The organism is Streptomyces pilosus (assembly GCF_014649835.1).
GTDB lineage: Bacteria > Actinomycetota > Actinomycetes > Streptomycetales > Streptomycetaceae > Streptomyces > Streptomyces pilosus.
Map to the genome: position 1 here is coordinate 1 of NZ_BMTU01000003.1, position 17,664 is coordinate 17,664.

The window sequence follows — 17,664 nt, forward strand, 5'->3', positions numbered from 1 at the left end:
TCTCGGGCTTTCCTCCGGGCGCTTCCCTTCGGTCTTGCGTTTCCGACTCTATCAGATCTTTTTCTCGACCTGACCCCCAGTCAGCGGGGTTTGTCTTCCCGGCCGTTGGGCCGTTCCGACGTCTCAAACCTTAGCGGCTCTCTCCGTGTTTCCCAAATCGGGGGCGTGAATTCGAATTCGGGCATGCCGAAATCGTTTTCACTGGGAGGTCGTGCTGGGGTTTTGAGTGCCGCAGGTGCGGCGGGAGGTGTTGCCGGTGAACCGTTACGGCTCCGTGGCAACCCGAAGAACTCTACGGATCGACGAGGTGACTGTCAACCACCTCTGGCCAAGATCTTTCAGTCCAGGTCGGTGAGGCGTCCGCCGGCGTCCGGCTGGGCGTCCTCCACCCTGCGCAGCAGGCGGGTGAGGACCTCACCGAGCGCGGTCCGCTCGTCCTGGTCGAGGTCCTGGAGGAGGTCGCTCTCGAAGACGGTGGCCATACGCATGGCCTCCTGCCACTTCTCCCGCCCGGCCGGGGTGAGCTCCACGATGACGCGGACCCGGTTGGCCTCGTCCCTCTCCCTGGTCACCAGACCCTCGGCGACCATGCGGTCGATCCGGTGGGTCATGGCGGCCGGAGTCAGCCCGAGGCGCTTGGCGAGGTCACTGGGACCCATCCGGTACGGGGCGCCGGACAGGACGAGGGCCTTCAGGACCTCCCAGTCGGCGTTGGTGATGCCGAGCTCGGCGGTCTGCCGGCCGTAGGCGACGTTCATCCGCCGGTTCAGCCGGGACAGCGCGTTGACGATCTTCTCGACCTGGGGGTCCAGGTCCCGGAACTCGCGCTGGTACGCGGCGATCTGCTCTTCGAGTGTCGGCTCGCCGAGGCCGGAGGTGTCGCCCATGCCCGCAGTATGGCACGCCCGCCCTTTGCCTTGAAGTCCTTCGATGTGTACTCTTTAGCCTCGAACTTTAGCTTCTAAGTCTTCAGATCTAACTAGTGAGTGAGGTGAACGTGACCAGGGCGATGGGCGCGGCGATGCGCCGGATCCACGTGGGCAACGCGCTCAGTGCGTTCGGGCTGGGCTTCACGGTTCCGTACCTGTACGTCTATGTGGCGCAGGTGCGCGGGCTGGGGGCCATGACGGCGGGGCTGGTGCTCGCCGTGTTCGCCGTGGCCGCGCTGATCGTGCTGCCGTTCGCCGGTCGGGCCATCGTCCGGCGGGGTCCGCTGCCGGTCCTGCTCGTCGCCCTGGTCACGGCCGCGGTCGGGGCGCTGAGCCTGGGCCTGTCGAACAGTGCGGCGACCGTGCTGCTGTCGGCGTCGGCGCTCGGTGCCGGGCAGGCGGTGATGCAGCCGGCCCTCGCCACGATGATCGTGGACTGTTCCACCACGGAGACCCGGTCCCGCGCGTTCGCCATGCAGTTCTTCCTGCAGAACCTCGGGCTCGGTGTCGGCGGTCTCATCGGCGGTCACCTGGTGGACCCGACCGAAGCCGGTTCGTTCACCCTCCTCTTCTCGATCGAGGCGGTGATGTTCCTGCTGCTAGTCGTGGTGATGGCGACGGTGCGGATGCCGCGCGCGCCGCGTCTGGCGGACGCGCCGCATCAGTCGGCCGGGGCGAGCTGGAAGCAGCTGCTGGGCAACCGGGCCATGGTGCAGCTCTGCGTGCTGGGCTTCGTGCTGTTCTTCGCCTGCTACGGGCAGTTCGAGTCGGGGCTGAGCGCGTACGGCGTCGAGGCGGCCGGGATCTCCACCTCCGCGCTCGGCACGGCACTGGCGGCGAACACGCTGATGATCGTGGTGGCGCAGTTCGCGGTGCTGCGGTTCGTGGAGCGGCGCAAGCGCTCGCGCGTCATCGCGTCCGTGGGGCTGATCTGGGCCGTGGCGTGGGCCGTGGCCGGTTACGCCGGTCTGGGCGACGGCAGCCAGGCGATGGCGACCGCCGCTTTCATCTCGACGTACGCGCTGTTCGGGCTCGGCGAGGCGCTGCTGTCGCCGACGCTCGCGCCGCTGGTCGCCGATCTCGCGCCGACCGGCATGGCCGGTCAGTACAACTCGGCTTTCGCCCTGGTGAAACAGCTCGCGCTGGCCGTGGGTCCGGCGGTGGGCGGGCCGATGGGTGCCTCGCTGCACGCGCCGTACATCGTCGTCTTCCTGTTGTTCTCGCTCGGGATCACCGTGCTCGCGGTGCGGCTGGGGCGGCAGCTCACCGAGGTGCAGAACCACCCGTCCGCCGCGCGGAGCCGGGTCGTGGCGCAGAGCGGCGCGGCGGCGGGCCAGGCCCCGGCGCACGTCTGATCCCCGCCGGCTCCCGGGCCGCCGGCTAGGAGCCGGCGGTCCTCGGCAGGAGGAACTCGCACCAGACCGCCTTGCCGCCGCCCGGGGTGCGTCTGCTGCCCCAGCCGGAGGCGATCGTCGCGACGATGGCGATGCCCCGGCCGGACTCGTCGCCGGGCTCCGCGCGGCGGCGTCGGGGCAGGTGGTCGTCGCCGTCGGTGACCTCGATGATCAGACGCCGGTCGGTGCGGCGCAGGCGCAGCCGCATGGGCGGGGTGCCGTGCTGGAGGGAGTTGGCGACCAGTTCGCTGGTCGCCAGGACGCCCAGGTCGTGCAGTTCGACGGGGAAGCGCCAGCTGGTCAGCACGCCCGACGCGAAGGCACGCGCGCGGGGCGCCGCCTCGACGCCGCCGAGCAGTTCCAGCGCGGCGTTGCGGAAGAGTTCGCTCTCCGCTCCCTTGCGGGCGGGGTGCTGGAGGACCAGGACGGCGACGTCGTCGTCGTGGTCCGGGGTCACCCCGGCCGAGCGGACCAGGCGGTCGCAGACGACCTGCGGGCTGCCGGTGGCTCCGGCCAGGGCGCGCTCCAGGGCGGCGATGCCCTCGTCCAGGTCCTCGTTCCTCCGCTCGACCAGGCCGTCCGTGTAGAGGACGGCGGTGGCGCCGGGGCCGAGGGGGACGGAACCGGAGGAGTGCATCCAGCCGCCGGTGCCGAGCGGGGGGCCGGTCGGTTCGTCGGTGCGCCGGACGGTGCCGTTCTCGTCGCGGACCAGGATGGGCAGGTGGCCGGCGGAGGCGTACACCAGGCGGCCCTCGTTGGGATCGTGGATGGCGTAGGCGCAGGTGGCGATCTGGTTGGCGTCGATCTCCATGGCGAGGCCGTCGAGCAGCTGGAGGACCTCGTGCGGCGGGAGGTCGAGCCGCGCGTAGGCCCGTACGGCCGTGCGGAGCTGGCCCATGACGGCGGCGGCCCGCACCCCTCGGCCCATCACGTCACCGATGACCAGGGCGGTGCGGCCGCCACCCAGGGTGATCACGTCATACCAATCGCCGCCGACGGCGGCCTCGGTGCCGCCGGGGTGGTAGGTGGCGGCGATGCGCAGGTCGTCGGGCTCCTCGAGCTCCTGCGGGAGGAGGGAGCGCTGGAGGGTGACGGCGGTCTCGCGCTGCCGGCGCTCGCTGGCGCGCAGTCGTTCGGCGGCCTCGGCGTGGTCGGTGACGTCCGTGGCGAAGATCAGCACCCCGCGGCTCTCCCCCTCGCTGACGGGGGTGCAGGTGAAGGTGTAGGAGCGGCCGTCGGGGGCCTTGCGGGACTTCAGCGTCCGGGGCTTGCCGCTGCGCAGGACCTGGTCGAGGAGGGGCAGCAGACCGAGTTCGTCGAGTTCGGGGAGGGCGCCGCGGGCGGGGGCGCCGGCCGGGCGGGCGCCGAAGGCCGCCGTGTAGGCGTCGTTGAGGTAGGCGATGCGGTGGTCGGGGCCGCGGACGAGGGCGACGAGGGAGGGGACGCGGTCCAGGACCTCGCGCACTCCGAGCTCGTCGACGGCGGGCACGGGATCCGCGTCGTCGGGGAGTCGTCCGGCGCGGGCCGCGGGCACGGAGCCCTCTCCCCGCCGGTCCGGGGAGACCGCCTGCTCGGTCCGCGCCGCCGCGCGGCGCTGCGTTCCGGGGAGCCGGGCGCTCCAGCGCGTGAAGTTCACGAATCCTTGCCTCGTGTAGTTGTCGGCGGCCGGAAACCGGGACCGGCCGGGACCCCGGAGGGCCGCACCAGGGTGGGCGGGGACCCGCCCGCGGTGGTGGACCAGTCTGGCAGGGTGCCGACCGGGCCGACATCCGTCAGACGCCGGGCCGGCCGCAGGAGTTCCTGACTCCCGTCAGGACGACCCCTTCGTGTCGCGCGGGGGGTCCTGGGGTGGTTTTCCACCGGCCGCCAGTTCGAACTCCGCACGCGGGTGCTCGAGTGACCCGAGGGAGACGATCTCCCGCTTGAAGAGCCCCGCGAGGGTCCATTCGGCGGCCACCCGCGCCTTGCGGTTGAAGGTGGGGACCCGGCTGAGGTGGTAGGTGCGGTGCATGAACCAGGCGGGGAAGCCCTTGAGCCTGCGCCCGTACACCTGCGCGACCCCCTTGTGCAGCCCCAGGGAGGCGACGGACCCGGCGTACTTGTACGCGTACGTCTCCAGCGGTTCGCCCCGCAGGGAGTGGACGACGTTGTTCCCGAGGACCCGTGCCTGACGGAGCGCGTGCTGCGCGTTGGGGGCGCACTCCCGTCCCGGCTCCCGCGCGGTGACGTCGGGGACGGCGGCGGCGTCCCCGGCGGCCCAGGCGTGCGGGGCGCCGTCGACGGCCAGCTCGGCGGTGCACTTCAGCCGTCCGCGCCCGTTCAGCGGCAGGCCGGTGGCGGCGAGCACGGGGTGCGGCTTGACCCCGGCGGTCCACACGACCGTACGGGTGGGGAAGCGCGACCCGTCGCTCAGCACGGCGACCCGGTCGGCGCAGGACTCGAGCCGCGTCTCCAGACGGACGTCGATGTTGCGGCGGCGCAGTTCGGTGACCGTGTACCGGCCCATCTCCTCGCCGACCTCGGGCAGGATCCGCCCGGAGGCCTCGACGAGGATCCACTTCATGTCCTCGGGCCGGATGTTGTGGTAGTAGCGGGCGGCGTAGCGGGCCATGTCCTCCAGCTCGCCGAGCGCCTCGACGCCCGCGTAGCCGCCGCCGACGAAGACGAAGGTCAGGGCCGCGTCACGGATCGCCGGGTCACGGGTCGACGAGGCGATGTCCATCTGTTCGAGGACGTGGTTGCGCAGCCCGATGGCCTCCTCGACGGTCTTGAACCCGATGGCGTGGTCGGCGAGGCCGGGGATCGGCAGGGCGCGCGACACGGAACCGGGCGCGAGCACCAGTTCGTCGTAGGCGATCCGCCGGCCGCCGGTGCCCTCCTCCTCGGTCGCGAGGGTGCTGACGGTGGCGGTGCGTTTCTCGTGGGCGATGTGGGTGACCTCGCCGATGACGATGCGGCACCGGTCCAGGACACGACGCAGCGGTACGACGACATGACGAGGAGAGATGGCACCGGCGGCCGCTTCGGGCAGGAAGGGCTGGTACGTCATGTAGGGGTCCGGGGTGACCACCGTGATCTCGGCCTCGCCCCGCCCGAGTTCCCGTTTCAGCTTCCGCTGGAGACGCAGGGCCGTGTACATCCCGACGTAGCCGCCGCCGACAACGAGAATGCGCGCACGTTCCTTCACCATCCCATGACGCACCCACCGCTTGCGTTTGTCCACAGCCCCGACGAATTGTGTGACCGGGAGGCCACGCACCCCGGGGTTGGCCGATTCATCGCCCTCGATGTCATATCCGCAGGTCATACGCCCCTTGCCCGGGGTCCCAGGGGGGCGCATTCAGGACGTATACGACCCGTGCTCCGATCGAGGGGCGCTCCGTGCGGAACCTGCCCCTTCTGAATTGACCCCCACTCAACTATGTTCGTGTGTCGACGGGGTGCAGGGGGTGTGCCGACGGGTCCGCGACGGGCGGACCGGCAGGCCGGGCCTCTTCCCCACGTCACGGCCGTCGAATGGCCGGGAGGAGTCTCCGGGGGGAGACGTCATTACCGGGGGAATACATATGCATGTTCAGGACTCTCATTGGTCTTCCGCCGTCGCGACGGGTGGCGCGCTGAGCGCTCCCGCGGGCGGCGCGCGTGGTGACGGCGTGCGGACGGCGCCGCTGCGCGTGGACGCACAGCGCAATCTGGAGCACGTGCTGCGGGCCGCGCGTGAGGTGTTCGGCGAGCTGGGGTACGGCGCGCCGATGGAGGACGTGGCCCGCCGGGCGCGGGTCGGCGTGGGCACGGTGTACCGGCGCTTCCCGAGCAAGGACGTCCTGGTGCGGCGGATAGCCGAGGAGGAGACGTCCCGGCTGACGGAGCAGGCACGGACGGCGCTGGGCCAGGAGGACGAGCCGTGGTCGGCGCTCTCCCGCTTCCTGCGCACCTCGGTCGCCTCCGGCGCGGGCCGGCTGCTGCCGCCGCAGGTCCTGCGGGTGGGCGTGGCCGAGGAGCACGACCCGGCGGACCACGCGCGGCGGCTGCCGCAGCAGCGGACGCAGACGGCGGGCGCGGGTGAGCTGCGGCTGGTGCCGGAGCAGCCGGTGGGCGGCGTGGCGGACGACGCGGGGGCGGCGCAGCTGCTCGACGTGGTGGGCCGGCTGGTGGAGCGGGCGCGGACGGCGGGGGAACTGCGGCCGGACGTGTCCGTGTCGGACGTGCTGCTGGTGATCGCCACGGCGGCGCCGTCCCTGCCGGATGCCGCGCAGCAGGCGGCGGCGTCGGCGCGGTTGCTGGACATCCTGCTGGAGGGGCTGCGCTCGCGTCCGGCGTAGCCGGGGCCGCGCATTCCGGTGGCGTCGGAGGTCGGTTGCTCCGGCTGACGCTCGCGGCCTGCCGCATGTGATCGGCGCCCGGTGGGCTGCGCGGCACGGCTTGCCCGGTGTCGCCCTGGTGCCCCGCGTGGGTGCGGGCCGCGGGGTGGTCGCGCAGCCCGGCGCCCACGGGGTGCCGTCGTGCCCGTCCGTGCCGCCCCGCGGCACGACTGCCCGCGGCGGGCGGAGGCCGGAGGTGACCGAGGGGTCAGCGGGTGGTCGCGCCGGCGCCGAGGGCGCCTCGTCGGGGGGCGATGCCCGCCGGGACCGCTCGCTGCCGGGCCGGGGTGCCCGTCCAGCAGGTGCCCCGGCGGGCCAGCAGACGGCGCAGCCACACCTCCAGGGCGACCAGGTCCGCCAGGCCGTCCAGCGGCAGCGGCTCGCCCTCCGCCGCGCTCCGCAGCGCCTTGCGCACCACCCGCGCCTCCACCAGACCCGCCTCCGCCAGCAGCGGCGTGTCGAACAGCGACATCAGCGTGCCCGAAGCCACCCGCAGCCCCGACCGCGTCGCGGCCGCCGGGGTGGCCGTGCCCGGCGCCCCCCACCCCGCCGGCAGCTCCCGCACCCCCGCCCCCTCCAGCACCGACCGCAGGATGGAGGCCCTGGCCCCCGGCTGCACCCGCAGCGCCTCCGGCAGGGCCCGGCACGCCCGCACCACCTGGTTGTCGAGGAACGGCGCGTGCAGCCGCTGCGAGCGGATCTCGGCGGCCTGCTCGAGGACCCGCAGGTCCGCCGCGTGCCGTGCCAGTGCCGCGCGGGCCCTGAAGTCACCCGGCCGCTGGCCCGGCCCGACGTCGGACCGCGGCGTCGACGCCTGGAGGCGAACCGATACTTCAGCCAGTGCCTCCCCGGTCAGCCAGCGCGCGGCCGGGCCCGGTCTCCCCCAGGTCAGCGCCGCGAGCGAGGCGTCCGCGGCCCCCGGCCCGTCGTCGTCCAGCCGCCGGTGCAGCAGCCGCTCGGCGAGGTTCTCCAGCCCCGTTCGGTAGGGCGTGCGCGCCAGCCGGCGAGCCGCCGCGTACACCCGCGCCGGCACCATCACGGACCCGTCCGCCTTGGCCAGCGCGGCGACCGGCCGCACCAGGTGCCGCCGCTTGCGGTCCATCAGCAGATCGGCCAGCCGCGCCGGATGCGCGTCGAGCACCTGCCTGGCCCCGTATCCGGTGAAGTGGTCCGCGCTCCCGGCGGCCAGCCGCGCCCGGTGCCGGGCGGCGGACACCAGTGAGGGCCCCGGTTCGTCCGTCAGCGGCCCGTCCAGTTCGACGTAGGGAAGCGTCGACTCCCCGCCGGCGACGACCACGTGGTGCAGTCGCGGATTGGCCGCCAGCGCCCCCGCACGCTCCAGTTCGCCCTCGTCGCGCCCCCCGGCGGAACCGGCGGCCAGGTCGTTGAAGGTGACGGCCAGCAGCCGCTCCCCCGCCCCGGTCCCGTGTCCCAGCACGGTCCCCGGCATCCCCGGCAGTCCCGCCGCGAGCAGGGCCAGCGCCCCGGACGCCGGTCCGCCGGACAGGTCCGCACCGATGCCCGGCACCGGTGTGCCCCGGGCGGCCCGCCGTTCGGCGGGGCCCATACCCGGCACGGGCCCGGGGTCGATGTCGGTGCCCGGCACGTGCCGGGGGGCCGCCAGCCGGGTCCGTACGGCTTCGACCAGCGCGTCGCGCACGCCGTCCACCGCGTGGCCGGGGTCGGCCGGCGGCGCGGCGACGACGAGCGAGGCGACGGGTTCGTACCCGGCGACCTCGCGTGCCCCCGCGCGCAGGATCAGCGCGTGCCCCGGCGGGACGCGTTTCACGCCGTCGTACGGGGTGGAGTCGTGGAGGGCGGCCGGCACGTCGGGGGCGGCGAGCAGCGCGGCGAGGTGTCCGAAGTCGAGGTTGGCCTCGACGAGGTCGGCCAGCGGCAGCGCGGCGGTGGCGTACGCCGTGCCGCCCGCCCACGGGGTGTGGAACACGGGCCGGGCGCCGGCGAGGTCGCCGCACACGGTGACGCGGCGCCCCACCTGTACCACCGCCGTGTAGCTCCCGGGCCAGGCGGTCAGGTGGCGCAGCGCTCCGCCGCGCGCGGCGAACAGGGCGACGCGCAGCTGCTCGTCGCTGGCGCCGCAGGTGCCGAGGACGGCGATGCGGGTCTGTGCGTCGGCCTGGACGACGCGGATCTCGTCGGGGCGCCAGTCGCCGACCGCCCACAACGGGTCGGGGTCGCCCCACAGCGGCTGGGATCCCACGGGCTGCAGGGTCTCGCCGTCGACCCCGGTGGCGCCGGCGGAGCCGCTGGGGCCGAACCCCATCGCTCCGGCGGCGGTGCTGCTCCACCCCACCAACCACCGCATCGCCGCCTCCACAGGCTGTGGACAACCAGTGCACCGCACGAACCGGTTCCCCATGCTGCCATGAAGAAGGCGCTCGGTACCGGTGCCGGAGCCCTCTGCGCTCCGTCGAATGCGCCCCGGCGGATCCACCTAGCCTGAACACACCCCGAGCCGAACACGCGCTCGTCACCACCGGAGTGCCGTTCCGTCATCATGGCGGCGACCCAGGGCGGGCCGTATGATCGCGACGCGAATGCGCCCCCAGGGCGCGCCCCCGTAACCCTCAACGCGCCGTCAATCACCAGGGTAGAAGCGCCGATACACCCGAAAGAGCGGCGTCGTTTTTCGGCCAAATCGGAGCGGTGAGACCCACCTCGAACACGCTCCGTACAGGCTCTGCGCACCGCTCGGCGGTCGCGCAGTCCGGGAGACGGTGCACGCCTCCCGGACCGTTCCGCCGCCCGCGGGGATGTAGGCGGCGGTGTCCCCCAGCCCACTGGATCCAGTACAGCGGGCCGACCCACGCACCGCCCATGGAACCGCTCCCGCGACGGCCGGAGAAGAGCGCACGGACGGGCGCACGGCCACACATCCGGAGCACGCCGCAACTGCGCGTATCGGACCCGCACTTCAGTACGGACCACAATCCCGCCATCCGGAAGAATGCCCCTTAACGCTTGGGATGCGGCGAACTACGCTGGGTTTACGAATGCCGCGTGGTTATGCCAGCACGGCAGCCGTCTGTGTCGAGGGGTGGCGCATGTCCAGGGAGCAACGCGGGCCGAACGAGAAGCTCGGCGCCGTTCTCGCCCTCGCGGGCATCTCCAACGCGGGCCTCGCGCGGCGCGTCAACGACCTCGGCGCGCAGCGGGGACTGACGCTGCGCTACGACAAGACGTCGGTGGCGCGCTGGGTGTCGAAGGGAATGGTGCCGCAGGGCGCGGCGCCCCATCTGATCGCCGCCGCCATCGGCCAGAAGCTGGGCCGGCCCGTACCGCTGCACGAGATCGGCCTGGCGGACGCGGACCCGGCACCGGAGGTGGGCCTCGCCTTCCCGCGCGACGTGGGACAGGCGGTGCGCTCCGCGACCGAGCTGTACCGGCTGGACCTCGCGGGACGCAGGGCCGGCTCCGGCGGCATCTGGCAGTCGCTCGCCGGTTCGTTCGCGGTGAGCGCGTACGCGACGCCCGCCTCGCGCTGGCTGATAACCCCGGCCGACAGTTCGGTGGCGCGGGAGGTGAACCCGGCGGACGGCTCCGGCGCACCGCTCAAAGTCGGCCACAGCGACGTGCAGAAACTGCGGGAGGCCGCCGACGACGCCCGGCGCTGGGACTCCAAGTACGGCGGCGGCGACTGGCGTTCGTCCATGGTGCCCGAGTGCCTCCGGGTCGAGGCGGCCCCGCTGCTGCTCGGCTCCTACTCCGACGACGTGGGCCGCTCGCTGTTCGGCGCGGCGGCGGAGCTGACCCGCCTGGCCGGCTGGATGGCCTTCGACACCGGCCAGCAGGAGGCGGCCCAGCGCTACTACATCCAGGCCCTGCGGCTGGCCCGCGCGGCGGCCGACGTCCCGCTGGGCGGCTACGTCCTCGCCTCGATGTCCCTCCAGGCGACCTACCGCGGTTTCGGCGACGAGGGCGTGGACCTCGCCCAGGCCGCCCTGGAGCGCAACCGCGGCCTGGCCACCGCCCGCACCCTGAGCTTCTTCCGCCTGGTGGAGGCCCGCGCGCACGCCCGCGCCGGGGACGCCCAGGCGGCCGGTGCCGCGCTGAAGTCGGCGGAGAGCTGGCTGGAGCGGTCCCGTCCCGGGGACAGCGACCCGGTGTGGCTCGGCTTCTACTCCTACGACCGGTTCGCCGCCGACGCCGCGGAGTGCTACCGCGACCTGAAGGCGCCCCGGCAGGTGCGCCGCTTCACCGAGCAGGCGCTGTCGCGGCCGACGGAGGAGTTCGTGCGCTCGCACGGACTGCGCCTGGTCGTCTCGGCGGTCGCCGAACTGGAGTCGGGGAACCTGGACGCGGCCTGCGAGCAGGGCGTGCGCGCGGTGGAGGTGGCGGGCCGCATCTCGTCGGCGCGCACCACCGAGTACGTCAGGGACCTCCTGCACCGTCTGGAGCCCTACGGCGACGAGCCGCGCGTGGTGGAACTGAGGGAACGCGCCCGGCCGCTGCTGATGACCACGGCCTGACCCGCACCGCGGGGCGAGCGGCCGTTGTCAGTGGCACGGTGCACTATCGATGCCGGAGGTGGTGCAGGTGGTGGCACGGTCGTACGACTGTGACGTGCTGGTGGTGGGCGGCGGGATCGTCGGCCTGTCGACGGCGTACGCGATCGGCCGTGCGGCTCCGGGCACCCGGGTGACGGTGCTGGAGAAGGAGCCGGGCCCGGCCCGGCACCAGACGGGCCGCAACAGCGGGGTCATCCACAGCGGTGTCTACTACCGCCCCGGCTCGCTGAAGGCGCGGTACGCGGTGCGGGGCGCGGCGGAGATGGTCAAGTTCTGCGCGGAGTACGACATCGCGCACGCGGTGACGGGCAAGCTGATCGTCGCCACGTCCCGCGAGGAGCTGCCGAGGCTGCACGCCCTGGTCCAGCGCGGCCGGGAGAACGGCATCACGGTCCGTGAGCTGTGCGGCGGCCAGATCGGGGAGTACGAGCCGGAGGTGGAGGGCCTGGCGGCCATCCACGTCGGCACGACCGGCATCTGCGACTTCGCGGCGGTCGCCCGCCGTCTCGCGGAGGCGTCCGGCGCGGAGATCCGCTACGGGACGCGGGTCGTGCGCGTCGACCGCCGCCCCGGCCGGGGGGTCGCCGTCCTGACGGCGGGCGGGGACGTCGTGCGCGGCCGGGTGCTGGTGAACTGTGCGGGGCTGCACTGCGACGAGATCGCGCGCGCCACCGGGGACGACCCGGACGTGCGGATCGTGCCGTTCCGCGGCGAGTACTACGAGCTGGCCCGCCCGGAGCTGGTGCGCGGCCTGGTCTATCCGGTGCCCGATCCGGCGTTCCCCTTCCTCGGCGTCCACCTCACACGCGGCATCGACGGCGGCGTCCACGTCGGCCCCAACGCGGTCCTGGCGCTGGCCCGCGAGGGCTACGACTGGCGCACCGTGCGCCCGCGCGAGCTGGGGGCGACCCTGGCCTGGCCGGGCTCCTGGCAGCTGGCCCGCCGCCACTGGCGCTACGGCACCGGCGAACTGCACCGCTCCCTGTCCAAGGCGGCCTTCACCCGGGCGGTGCGCCGGCTGCTGCCCGCCGTCCGGGAGGACGACCTGGTGCCGGCGCCGGCCGGGGTGCGGGCGCAGGCGGTGCTGCGGGACGGTACACCGGCCGACGACTTCCTGATCCAGGAGACCCCCCGCGCGGTGCACGTGCTGAACGCTCCCTCGCCCGCGGCGACGGCGTCCCTGCCGATCGGGCGGGAGATCGCGCGGCGGACGATGGCGCAGCTCACGGCGGCGACGGGATGAGGGCACGCCGTCCGCCGGCCGCGCCCCCGTAAAATCGGGAGCACTGTGTCTGACTCCGTGAGCACCCACGAAACACCCCGCCCGGCACCCGTGCCCGGTGAGCCGGTCCGCCCTGCCCGGGCCAAGGGCGAGCCCCGCTTCCCGGACGGGCCGAAGGCCGACCCCGCCGGTTCGCACTTCGAGCGGCGCATCCGCAGTTTCCAGCCGCGCCGCAGCCGTGTCACCGCCGGGCAGGCGGACGCGCTGCAGCGGCTGTGGCCGGCGTGGGGCTTCGACATCGACGGCAGCCGGCGGCTGGATCTCGCCGAGTTCTTCGGCAACGGCAACCCGGTCGTGCTGGAGATCGGCTTCGGCATGGGCGAGGCCACCGCGGCGATGGCCGCCGCCGACCCGGACACCAACCTCCTCGCGGTCGACGTCCACACCCCCGGCCAGGGCCACCTGCTGGGCCTCGCCGACCAGCGGGGGCTCACCAACGTCCGGGTGGGCAACGGGGACGCGATCATCCTGCTGCGCGAGATGCTCGCCCCCGACTCCCTGGACGGGCTGCGCGTCTACTTCCCCGACCCGTGGCCGAAGAAGCGGCACCACAAGCGGCGGCTGATCCAGGAGGAGTTCCTCACCCTCGCCGCGGCCCGGCTGCGGCCGGGGGCGGTCGTGCACTGCGCCACCGACTGGGAGCCGTACGCGGAGCAGATGCTGGAGGTGCTCACCGCGCACCCCGCCTTCGAGAACACGCGGGCGGACGGCGGTTTCGCGCCGCGTCCCGCGTTCCGGCCGCGCACCCGTTTCGAGGGGCAGGGGCTGGAGAAGGGTCATGTCGTGAACGACCTGCTCTTCCGCCGCGTACCGCACGGGGAGCGGGCCGGGCACCCAGCCTGAGACCGCACGCCGTCCTGCCCCCTTCTCGTTAGGGTCGATTCCGTGGCCACCAGCCCCCCGTACCCGGCGCACCCCGGCGACGACCCCGGCGGGACGCTGCGGCACGCGCACTGGTGGCAGCGTCCCTGGGTGCGCTACGGCGCGCTGATCGCCCTGCTCACGCTGTCCGGCCTGGTTATCCTCGCCCTGGTCCGCGAGCAGACGGGGACCGAGGGGTTCCTGGTCGGGCTGGGCCTCGCCGTGCTGCCGGTGCCGCTGCTGCTGGCCGCCTTCCGCTGGCTGGACCGGGTCGAACCCGGACCGTGGCGGAACCTGGTGTTCGCCTTCGCCTGGGGGGCGTGCGCGGCGGCGCTGATGGCGATCGTCGCCAACAGCTTCGCCACGCAGTGGATAGCCACGGCGACGGCCGACCCGGCCGGCGCCGACACCCTGGGGGCCACGGTCATAGCGCCGGTCGTGGAGGAGTCCGCGAAGGCGGCGGCCGTCCTGCTGGTCTTCCTCTTCCGCAGACGCGACTTCACCGGGATCCTCGACGGCGTGGTGATAGCCGGGGTCACCGCCACCGGCTTCGCGTTCACCGAGAACATCCTCTACCTGGGCACGGCTTTCGGCACCGACCAGCTCACCGGCGGCAGCGGCGTGGCCTCGGTCACCGCGGCGACCTTCTTCGTGCGCATCGTGATGTCCCCGTTCGCGCACCCGCTGTTCACGGTGCTCACCGGGATCGGCTTCGGCGTCGCCGCGCTGTCGGCGGACCGGCAGCGGCTGCGGCGGATCCTGCTGCCGCTGTGCGGGCTGCTCCTCGCGATGGGCATGCACGCCCTGTGGAACGGCTCCGCCACACTCGGCCACTTCGGGTTCTTCGCCGTGTACGCGGCGTTCATGGTGCCGGCGTTCGGCCTGCTGACCTGGCTGGTGGTGTGGACCCGGCAGCGTGAGCTGCGGACGGTGCGCACCGAGCTGCCCGCGTACGTGGCGGCCGGCTGGCTGACCCCGGCCGAACCGTTCGCCCTGGGCTCGATGCGGGCGCGGCGGCTGGCCCGCCGCCGGGCGCGCCGGTGCGGCGGGAGGCCGGCGGCGCGCGCGGTCGCCCAGTACGAGGCGTACGCGACGTCGCTGGCGTTTCTGCGGCACCGGGGCCGGCGGGGGAGGGCGGGGACGGACTTCGTGGTCCGGGAGCGGGAGCTGCTGCTGGAGCTGTGGCACCGGCGGGGGGCGGCCCGCCCGGCGCTGGACCACGCGGCCCGGCTCACCGCACCGCCCGCTCCGGTCGCCGCCGCTCCGTGGCCGCCGCCGTACGGACATCCGCCGTACGGGCCGCGGCCGCACGGAGCGCTCCCGTACGGGACGTACGGATATCCGCCGTACGCGCGTCCCGCGCCGGGGAACCCGCCCCACGGCCGGCACACCTGACCGGCAGCCCTGACGTCGGGGGGTCGTCGTCGGGACTGCCGGGGTTCGTGGGCGGTCCGGCTCAGCCGGGGGTGGGGCTCAGGGGTTGAGACCCTTGCTCTGCAGCCACGCCATCGGGTCGATGCCCGACGAGGAGCCGCCGGTGTGGACCTCCAGGTGGAGGTGGGCGCCGGTGGAGTTGCCGGTGGAGCCGACGCGGCCGATCACGTCGCCGGTGTTGACCTTCTGACCGACGCTGACGCTGATGGAGGACTGGTGGGCGTACCAGATCTCGGTGCCGTCGTCGAGGGTGAGCACGGTCTTGTAGCCGTAGGAACCGTCCCAGCCGGCGGAGGTGATCGTGCCGGTGTGGACCGCCTTGATCAGGGTGCCGGTGGGGGCGGCGAAGTCGAGGCCGGTGTGCTGGCCGGAGGACCAGTAGGCGCCGGACTGACCGAAGGTCGAGGAGATGGTGTACGAGGAGGTCGGCAGCGTGTACTGCTTGGCCAGCTCGGCAAGGCGCTTGGCCTCGGCGGCCTTCGCGGCCTCCTCCTCCGCCTTCTTCTTCGCGGCCTCGGCCTTGGCCTTGGCCTCCTTCTCCGCCTTGGCGGCGGCCTCGGCGGCCTGCTTCTCGGCGGCGGCGAGGGCTTCGGCGGCGGCCTTGGTCTCGGCCTGGCTCTGCTGCTGCTCGACCTGGGCCATGATCCGCGAGCGGAGCGCCTCACCGGCACCGGCGGTGCCCTCCTCGGCGCCGGTCTCGCTCATGCCGAGGGTGCTGAGCGGAGTGGCGGAACCCTTGGGTGTTTCCTCGTCGGAGATGAGGGAACCCACGTTGGGGAGGTCGGGCATGGAGATCGAGACCGGCGGCTTGCCGGTCTGCGCGGTGGCCATGCCGCCGGCGCCGACCGCGGCTATGACGCCGACACCGAGGACGGTGGAGCTGCGGGCGAGTCCTCCGCCGCGCTGCTTGGAGACGCGGTGCCGGCCCCGGACGGGGCGAATGGACTCCGCGGTGGGGTTCCACTCCTCGAAGGGGCCCTCGTCGGTGCGGTCCGTGCCGTAGGCGAAGGTGTCGCTCGGCATGAACGGGGCCTCGGGGGCAGGCGGGTTGGACGCCACGTGGGCGCGCTCCTTTCCTTCCTTCTCGCCTACCGGGTTAGCTGACGGGTTCGGAGCAGGAAGGTCTCCTACGCGCGTATACGAGTCGTGTCTCCACGACCGCATCGACGCGATTCACCCCAAGTGGTGGTTCCCCGGTTCCCTCGCGGGATTCGGCGCGTGCGCACGGAGCCGCCTTCTGTGACGGCTGGGACGACCGCGCTGCGTTATCGAACGTTAATAGACGCGAGGGCCGGATTCCAAGCCGTTCCTCTTGATCATTAACGAATCCCGGGTGGACTTACCCGCCACGAGGGGGCGAAAACGGGCGAGTTGACCGCGCTTCAGCTCCGGGGACATTCCTGACGGTGCGTCAGTCGTTATGCGGTGCGGGACGGCCCGTTCACGGTGAGTGAAGAAGCGGGCGGACGGCGGAAAACACCGAGGGCCGGAATCCTTTTCGGATTCCGGCCCTCGGCCTTCAGTAGCGGGGACAGGATTTGAACCTGCGACCTCTGGGTTATGAGCCCAGCGAGCTACCGAGCTGCTCCACCCCGCGTCGTTGAGACCAGTGTACGCCATCTGCGGGACATGCCGCACACCCGTTGCGGACGGCCCGGTGTCACGCCCCGGTCAGGTGCCGGTTCGGTGCCTTGGCGCGCTCCTCGTACTCCGGCAGGACGACGACGGTGGCGCCCCCCTCCTCCAGTACGCCGCTGCCGTCGGCCCCCGCCACGAACGTGTCCGGCTCCCGCCAGGCCGTGACCACCCGCCGCACCCCCGCGTCCAGGATCAGCCGGGCGCACGGCACCGGACGGGACGCGCGCCGGGCGCACGGCTCCAGGCTGGAGTACACGGTGGCGCCGGCCAGTCGGGGGTCCGCCGGATCGGTTTTCGCGAGCGCGGCCTCCTCCGCGTGCGCCACCGGGTCCGCGCCCTCCCGGGAGTGCCCGCGCGCCAGTTCCGTGCCGTCGGCGGCCACCACCACCGCGCCCACGCTGAACGCGGTGCGGGAGGGCGGGCATTCGGCGGCGAGCGCGCAGGCGAGGGCCAGCCAGTGGTGGTCGGCCGCGGAGGGCAGCGCACCGGTGCCGGGCGCGGTGGGCTCGTAGCGCATCAGGACGACGTCGCCGACCGGGCGGGTCTCCACCAGCCGCAGCCGGCCGCCCTGGTAGGAACCGGGGCCGAAGAGGCGGGGGGCGTCCGGGTCGCCGACGAACAGCGGGGCGAGCACCAGCTGGAGCTCGTCGGCGAGACCCTGGGTGATCAGCTGGGTGTGGATCAGGCCGCCGCCCTCCACCATCAGCCGCCGCACCCCGCGCACGGCGTGCAGGTGCTCCAGGAGCCGCCGCCAGTCCAGTTCGGCACCGAGCGGGACGACGTCGGTGGCCAGGCCCAGGGCGCGGGCCCGTTCGGCGCCCCGGTCGGTGGTGTACAGGACCTTCTCCCCGCCGGTGTGCCAGAACCGCGCCGCCGGGTCGAGGTCGCCGGTGCCGCTGACGGTGACCTTGAGCGGGTACTCGGGCCTGCCCTCGCGGATCCGGGCGGCGCGCCGCCCGGGCGAGTTGACCAGCAGTCGGGGGTTGTCCGCGCGGATCGTGCCGGCGCCGACCAGGATGGCGTCCACCCCGGCCCGTACCTCGTCGACCCGGTCGAAGTCGGCCGGGCCGGACAGCAGCAGCCGGTCGGGGCCGGTGTCGTCCAGGTAACCGTCGAGGGAGACGGCGGCGGACAGCAGGACGTACGGACGGTGCATCGGCGTACTCCGGGTGAAGGTCGGCGGCGGGCGCGGCCGGGTGCGGCCGGCCCCAGTCTGACAACCCGGCGGACGGCCGG

Annotated in this window: 12 protein-coding genes, 1 tRNA gene and 1 riboswitch; of the genes, 6 read left to right on the forward strand and 7 right to left on the reverse strand. The window is 73.5% G+C overall.

All coding sequences use genetic code 11. The features are described from left to right. Positions 1-338: 338 nt before the first annotated feature. Positions 339-887: a MarR family winged helix-turn-helix transcriptional regulator gene (locus tag IE118_RS08270; protein WP_189557004.1), complete on the reverse strand. Its 549-nt coding sequence runs from the start codon at positions 885-887 to the stop codon at positions 339-341. A 122-nt stretch (positions 888-1,009) separates the two neighbouring features. Between IE118_RS08270 and IE118_RS08275 the strand changes: the two genes are divergently transcribed. Continuing rightward, positions 1,010-2,284: an MDR family MFS transporter gene (locus IE118_RS08275; protein WP_189557593.1), complete on the forward strand. Its 1,275-nt coding sequence runs from the start codon at positions 1,010-1,012 to the stop codon at positions 2,282-2,284. Between the two features lie 25 nt (positions 2,285-2,309). Here IE118_RS08275 and IE118_RS08280 read toward each other — a convergent pair whose 3' ends face one another. Both IE118_RS08280 and IE118_RS08285 read right to left on the reverse strand, forming a co-directional pair. Then, positions 2,310-3,959, reverse strand: a complete 1,650-nt coding sequence (locus IE118_RS08280; RefSeq protein ID WP_189557006.1) for an ATP-binding SpoIIE family protein phosphatase — start codon at positions 3,957-3,959, stop codon at positions 2,310-2,312. 174 nt (positions 3,960-4,133) lie between these two features. Continuing rightward, positions 4,134-5,513: an NAD(P)/FAD-dependent oxidoreductase gene (locus IE118_RS08285; protein ID WP_189557008.1), complete on the reverse strand. Its 1,380-nt coding sequence runs from the start codon at positions 5,511-5,513 to the stop codon at positions 4,134-4,136. Between the two features lie 376 nt (positions 5,514-5,889). Between IE118_RS08285 and IE118_RS08290 the strand changes: the two genes are divergently transcribed. Then, positions 5,890-6,645, forward strand: a complete 756-nt coding sequence (locus IE118_RS08290) for a TetR/AcrR family transcriptional regulator (protein ID WP_189557010.1) — start codon at positions 5,890-5,892, stop codon at positions 6,643-6,645. A 247-nt stretch (positions 6,646-6,892) separates the two neighbouring features. Here the strand turns inward: IE118_RS08290 and IE118_RS08295 are convergent, their stop codons facing one another. After that, positions 6,893-9,010 (reverse strand): asparagine synthase-related protein, encoded by a 2,118-nt coding sequence (locus tag IE118_RS08295; RefSeq protein ID WP_189557012.1) that lies wholly within the window; start codon positions 9,008-9,010, stop codon positions 6,893-6,895. A gap of 739 nt (positions 9,011-9,749) precedes the next feature. Here IE118_RS08295 and IE118_RS08300 point away from each other — a divergent pair. Genes IE118_RS08300 through IE118_RS08315 form a run of 4 tightly spaced genes read left to right on the forward strand, consistent with a single transcriptional unit; the run spans position 9,750 to position 14,751 of the window. Continuing rightward, a complete protein-coding gene (locus IE118_RS08300) occupies positions 9,750-11,174 on the forward strand; it encodes an NsdA family TPR-like regulatory protein (protein ID WP_189557014.1) in 1,425 nt (474 codons plus the stop codon). Positions 11,175-11,223: 49 nt separating this feature from the next. Beyond that, positions 11,224-12,456, forward strand: a complete 1,233-nt coding sequence (gene lhgD, locus IE118_RS08305) for an L-2-hydroxyglutarate dehydrogenase (RefSeq protein ID WP_229846721.1) — start codon at positions 11,224-11,226, stop codon at positions 12,454-12,456. Positions 12,457-12,513: 57 nt separating this feature from the next. Beyond that, positions 12,514-13,338: a tRNA (guanosine(46)-N7)-methyltransferase TrmB gene (trmB, locus tag IE118_RS08310; protein ID WP_189557016.1), complete on the forward strand. Its 825-nt coding sequence runs from the start codon at positions 12,514-12,516 to the stop codon at positions 13,336-13,338. A 42-nt stretch (positions 13,339-13,380) separates the two neighbouring features. Next, on the forward strand, positions 13,381-14,751 hold the full coding sequence (locus IE118_RS08315) for a PrsW family intramembrane metalloprotease (protein WP_189557018.1): 1,371 nt from the start codon (positions 13,381-13,383) through the stop codon (positions 14,749-14,751). A gap of 78 nt (positions 14,752-14,829) precedes the next feature. Here the strand turns inward: IE118_RS08315 and IE118_RS08320 are convergent, their stop codons facing one another. From IE118_RS08320 to IE118_RS08330, 3 genes are all read right to left on the reverse strand, one after another. Next, on the reverse strand, positions 14,830-15,849 hold the full coding sequence (locus IE118_RS08320) for a M23 family metallopeptidase (RefSeq protein WP_189557020.1): 1,020 nt from the start codon (positions 15,847-15,849) through the stop codon (positions 14,830-14,832). 11 nt (positions 15,850-15,860) lie between these two features. Beyond that, a riboswitch (cyclic di-AMP (ydaO/yuaA leader) is annotated at positions 15,861-16,017 on the reverse strand. 296 nt (positions 16,018-16,313) lie between these two features. Further along, positions 16,314-16,387: transfer RNA gene (locus IE118_RS08325), tRNA-Met, on the reverse strand. A gap of 63 nt (positions 16,388-16,450) precedes the next feature. Then, positions 16,451-17,584 (reverse strand): dihydrofolate reductase family protein, encoded by a 1,134-nt coding sequence (locus IE118_RS08330; RefSeq protein WP_189557022.1) that lies wholly within the window; start codon positions 17,582-17,584, stop codon positions 16,451-16,453. Positions 17,585-17,664 lie beyond the last annotated feature (80 nt).